Source organism: Prevotella sp. AM42-24 (assembly GCF_003461825.1).
GTDB lineage: Bacteria > Bacteroidota > Bacteroidia > Bacteroidales > Bacteroidaceae > Prevotella > Prevotella hominis.
On the sequence record NZ_QTXV01000113.1, the window covers coordinates 236 to 5,089 of the forward strand.

Below are 4,854 nucleotides of genomic sequence, written 5' to 3' on the forward strand. Positions count from 1 at the left end.
GGTGCCCACGAAACGACATGCGGTAGCTTACAAACTGAGTAGGTGGGACGCAAGCGATTCCCACTTATTCAGTTTGCCACTACTGCACGTCCATTCGTCGAGAAGGGCACTGGCTCACAGCATCAACCTTCATTTTCCCTCCCTTCCACCTTATTAGAATATTCTGGTCTTCCTCTTTATAAGCATTCTGTCTTTCCTTATAAATCTTTCGGCTTTCCTTCTTTATAATCTTCGCCCACGCCATAGTCCAGTAAGCATGAACAGTTAGCCAGGGTGTTGTTCTTTCGCAGGCCGATTTTATCGACTTACGAAGGAACAACACGTTGGCTTTTAAAACTGTTGATACTTGCTTGGCCTATTCCCACCCAGCTTTTCTATCCCTGCAGTCATTCCCTGTTATACTTTTTCTTCTTACTGAAACCAGAAGGCTTTGATTCCTTATCGTCTTTGGGATTTCGGGATTCTTTTTCTGCAAAGTTATCGCGTATTTGGCAAATAGCAAGTCGTGATTCGGTAACAATCTTCCTTTTCCATGAAACATGCAAAAGAGTATTCTTCCCATCAGACTTGCCTTATTGCCTTGTACGCACTTTGAAAAGCAGAAAAAGCTTCCCGATCCCAAGTCCGAAAGGACTTAACGAAAGGGAGAAAAAATTTAGAGACTATGGCAAAAGATTTCAACAACCGCCTGATTACTCCAGAATTGGAGAAGGCAATGCAGGACTATCCGCTCTATTCCCAGGATAGCAAGAAGAAGGATGCAGTTTGCATCGCAGTGTTTTTCATCGGCAACGCTCGCTGGTACATTCTTGAAGGACAGCGAGAGAATGATGATTTTGTGCTCTTTGGCATCGTTGTAGGTCTGGCTGAGACTGAATACAGCTACATTTCTGCCAATGAAATGGCAAGTGTAGAGTTGGATGCAACCAAGTTTGGACTCGGCAAGGTTAGAGTGGAGCAGAGAAAGCCATTCCAACCATGTCAGCTTTCTGAAATCATTGATAGAGAGTTGCAGTCTTTCCTCAGCAGACTTTACGATTGAAAACATTTTTCTCGGTGGGTAGTGGCTGATGGCTGCTACCTGCCATGTAACAATACTTAAAGCAATGAACATGGTACAGGTTTACATCAAGGGACAGGAGGATAAGGAGTTGAGCAGCTTTTTGCGCTATTATCCGGTACGTATCAAGAACATCGGTATGGATGCTTTCTTCGACCGCCAGGTTATCTATGATTTCAAGGATGGTCGAAACCATGCAGATGTGGCGAAGTGCGTGGCAAAGATGCTTGTCAAGAAGTTTGGACGCAAGGTTCGCAGCGTTGTCTTCTCTTGCGTTCCTGCAAGCAGCCAGGAGCAAAACGAGGCACGCAACAAGAACTTCTCTGAACTTGTCTGCAAGTTTTCAGGAGCAATCAACGGCTTTTCTCATGTCAAGGTTGTTGGCGAACGTACCGCAGTTCATGGCACAAAGGTCAAGAAGGAAGAGCGAGAAAAGCGCTTGAAGGAAAAGAATAATATTGAGGTGGATGCTAACTTCTTCAAAAACAAGATAGTCTGCATTTGGGACGATGTGGTCACTACCGGCACTTCATTCTGTGCCTACACCGCACAATTGGAACAAGTAGGGGCGCACGTAACAAACGGCATTTTTCTCGGCAAGACATCATATAAATATGTACAGCAATGAAAAGAAAGAACATGACAAAGTTTGACAAGGCTGTTTCGGCAGCCTTTACAGGTCATCGCTTTTACAACTTCTCTCAGCAGGAGGTCATAAAAGAGCGATTGACCAAAGCCATTCTCGAAGCTTACGAGCATGGCATCAGTAATTTTATTTCGGGATTCGCCATCGGCATTGACTTGATGGCAGCCCAGATTGTGCAGTCGCTGAAACCTTCCTGCCCGGGAATGACGCTTACCGCAGCCATTCCTTTCAGAGGTCAGGCAGATAGGTTCAAGCCCGGCGACAGGATGCTTTATGATGGATTGATGGCTTCAGCAGATGAGGTGATCATCCTTTCAGAATACTATTACAACCGATGTTTCCTTGACCGAGACGAGTTCATGGTTGAGAATGCGTCCCTTCTCATTGCCTTCTATGATGGGAGAGAGAAGGGTGGAACCTACTACACTTTCAAGAAAGCCAACTGTTTGGGCATTCCCGTGGTGAATATATATTGAATAACTCGCTAAATATCAAGCTTATGAATGAATTTGTTGACATCATCGTTATCTACGTCGTTCTCCGTGCCATCCTCGCCTTCCTGGGCGCATGGTGGCATGGAGACGGACGCAACGATTTCAGACGAGACCGATAAATGGATCGGTCTCAATAGTATTGTGTACTATCCTTATCTGCGATGCTTGAAAAGCTTATTTCTGCGTTATATCGGTTTTTCTGAAAAATAATCTTAAATCTAATGCTGAAAAACCGCATATATCATCTTTTCTTTGTATTTTTGCAAAAGAATTACGAATTTAAGCACGAAAGATATGATATTACAATTTAAAGTAAAGAATTTCCTTTCTATAAGAGAAGAGCAGACGCTGGATTTTACGGCTTCTGCTGACAAAACGTATGAAGACTACGCTGTTGTTAAAATAAAAGGTGTTCGCATTTCCAAATTGGGTGTTGTTTACGGACCAAACGCATCTGGCAAGAGCAACATCCTCAAAGCTTTGGCTTGGTTCATTTTTTATTTGGTTGCAAGTCGTTCCAAGAAACCTGGTACAGGCACAGGACTGACACCATTCATGATGGATGAGGATAGCCGAAACCAAAACTCATCATTTGAATTGATTTTCTATATTGGTGATGTCAGATATGAATATTCCGTTGTCTTGAACAACCAAAAGATTTATAAGGAAGAACTGTACTTCTATCCCAATAACCGCCGTGCGCTCTTTTATGAGCGTACCTGGAATGAGGACAAGAGCAACTCTTCAATTTCTTTCGGACCATTGCTGAAGTTGTCTGCAACACAGAAACTATTCATAGAGTCAAATTGTATTTCCAATGCTACGGTACTCACAACCTATAAGAATGCAAACGTTGAAAAGAATGTTGAACTTGACAAAGTCTTCAATTATTTTGAAAGTGAGTTCATGCCTTTGCTCAGCAAGAATGATAATCTTGGACAGTTGGCTAACGATGTGGTAAGATTGGATGCTGACAGCAAGAAGTTTATCTGCGAGATGCTTGAAAAGGCTGATTTCAACATTTCCGACATATACATCAAGGAAGAAAAAGGTGAGGTTTCTGAGGAAGCAATGGAGAAGTTCAGAAAGATAGCAAAAATCTTACATATCTCGGAACCACAGGACAAGAGCATATCTACAGAAGAATTGTTCTTCACCCACAAGACTCCTTTCTATACGGGAAGTCTTTCTAACATGGTGGAATCGGAAGGTACCAACCGTATGTACGGTTTGTCGGCATTGCTATTTACACTTATCAAAAACAATCAGACATTGCTGTGTGATGAGTTGGAGAACTCGCTGCATTACGACCTGTTCACCCATATTATCAAGACATTCCTTGTAAATTCAGATAGGGCACAATTGATATTCTCTACTCATAGTCTTATGCTCCTTGATGAGGACTTTATCCGCAGGGACATGGTGTATTTTGCCAACAAAAACGAATCGGGAGCAACAGAGATTTATCGTGCCAAGGATTTCGGTCTCCATAAGGAAGTGTCCATCCTCAATGCTTACAGAGCCGGTAAGTTGGGAGCGAAGCCTCAGTTGGGCAGTATATTTATTGACGAATAAGAAAGGAGGTCAGCATGGAACAGAGACCGCTTGAATATATGGTTATTTTTCTACACCTTTACTTATGAAGTTACAAAATTAAAATCATATACAAAAATATTTATACTCTATGAATATCCCTAACGTAATATCATTTAAAGAGTTAATAAAACAATTCCCTAATCACAATGAACCAGCTATATTGGAAGGTGAGCATTTTTTGTTCACACTATCAAATGGTTCGGTAGCGTGTACCCAAGTTAGAAAATGCTTTCATATAGGAGAACCAACTATGATATTAGGTGATTCTTATATTATCAATAAAGATGGTCTCAGACATGTAACAACTAATTATGGTAGCATTCATCTAAAAGATATAAATGATGCTTATCATCTTACAACAAAGGAATATGACGATGTGTTAGAACCTCTTAGGAATTGTTCTCGCATATTGGAAGGATTGCTCGACAGACAAGAACCGTTTAAAGGAGACTTTGATTCTTACAGGTACATATATACTAACCATGTATTTTATCTTGTAAAACCACAAGGGTTAATAAAAAATGAGAATTGGAACAATGAAACTTCAAAATATGGAAAGGCAAGATTTGTTTATTATAGTGATATTTGCTTTTCTTTGGTTTTTCCAGACTATGGTGGTAGTTGGAGATATTATCCTCCCAAAGTTGGTGTTGATTCTAAAAATGGAAAAACGATATGCTATGCTCCAGGAAGACTATACTCGGAATATGATTATAAAGAGTTGACTTTTAGCACATATTGGTGTGCTTACGTTTCAATAAAATACGCATTAAAGAAACTTGATAAAAATATAGATGGAATCTTGTCAAGAAAAGAGACATGATATAAAATAAAGATCTGTTCCGTTGACAACTAAACAACGAAACGTTTGCTGCCAACTTGTTGGGTAGCTTGCAGGGTCAAAAGATAAAGAAAAGTGAGCTGTGGGGTAGCTGTGGGGTAACTATGGGGTAACTGTGGGGCAATTATTCCATGACCATCAAAACATTTAGCAGCCTTTTTAGTAATATAGGCTGATTTGACTTTTCCTGATTTCTGTAGACACTTTTTTACTTTAT

General features: G+C 40.7%; 6 protein-coding genes. 5 read left to right on the forward strand and 1 reads right to left on the reverse strand.

Going from position 1 to position 4,854, the window contains the following annotated elements:
• Nucleotides 1-664 precede the first annotated feature (664 nt).
• The 5 genes from DW917_RS16205 (at nucleotide 665) to DW917_RS16225 (ending at nucleotide 4,619) form a co-directional block, all read left to right on the forward strand.
• On the forward strand, nucleotides 665-1,042 hold the full coding sequence (locus DW917_RS16205; RefSeq protein ID WP_118120397.1) for a DUF2958 domain-containing protein: 378 nt from the start codon (nucleotides 665-667) through the stop codon (nucleotides 1,040-1,042).
• A gap of 64 nt (nucleotides 1,043-1,106) precedes the next feature.
• Entirely contained in the window at nucleotides 1,107-1,688 is a 582-nt protein-coding gene (locus DW917_RS16210; protein WP_118120404.1) for a ribonucleotide-diphosphate reductase subunit alpha, read from the forward strand.
• Between the two features lie 11 nt (nucleotides 1,689-1,699).
• Nucleotides 1,700-2,182 carry an SLOG family protein gene (locus DW917_RS16215; RefSeq protein WP_233524800.1) on the forward strand — a complete coding sequence of 161 codons (483 nt, stop codon included), beginning with the start codon at nucleotides 1,700-1,702 and terminating at the stop codon, nucleotides 2,180-2,182.
• A gap of 312 nt (nucleotides 2,183-2,494) precedes the next feature.
• The gene (locus DW917_RS16220) at nucleotides 2,495-3,775 is read left to right on the forward strand and encodes an ATP/GTP-binding protein (protein ID WP_118120400.1); all 1,281 of its coding nucleotides are present in this window, start codon (nucleotides 2,495-2,497) and stop codon (nucleotides 3,773-3,775) included.
• 109 nt (nucleotides 3,776-3,884) lie between these two features.
• On the forward strand, nucleotides 3,885-4,619 hold the full coding sequence (locus tag DW917_RS16225) for a hypothetical protein (protein WP_118120402.1): 735 nt from the start codon (nucleotides 3,885-3,887) through the stop codon (nucleotides 4,617-4,619).
• 29 nt (nucleotides 4,620-4,648) lie between these two features.
• Here DW917_RS16225 and DW917_RS17900 read toward each other — a convergent pair.
• Nucleotides 4,649-4,854 (reverse strand): hypothetical protein (locus DW917_RS17900; protein ID WP_233524801.1); only part of this gene is annotated, 206 nt, incomplete at its 5' end.

Excerpts from the sequence above, each read along its gene's own strand:
- DW917_RS16205 (WP_118120397.1), top strand. The coding sequence starts at position 665 with ATGGCAAAAGATTTCAACAACCGCCTGATTACTCCAGAATTGGAGAAG.
- DW917_RS16210 (WP_118120404.1), top strand. The coding sequence starts at position 1,107 with ATGAACATGGTACAGGTTTACATCAAGGGACAGGAGGATAAGGAGTTG.
- DW917_RS16215 (WP_233524800.1), top strand. The coding sequence starts at position 1,700 with ATGACAAAGTTTGACAAGGCTGTTTCGGCAGCCTTTACAGGTCATCGC.
- DW917_RS16220 (WP_118120400.1), top strand. The coding sequence starts at position 2,495 with ATGATATTACAATTTAAAGTAAAGAATTTCCTTTCTATAAGAGAAGAG.
- DW917_RS16225 (WP_118120402.1), top strand. The coding sequence starts at position 3,885 with ATGAATATCCCTAACGTAATATCATTTAAAGAGTTAATAAAACAATTC.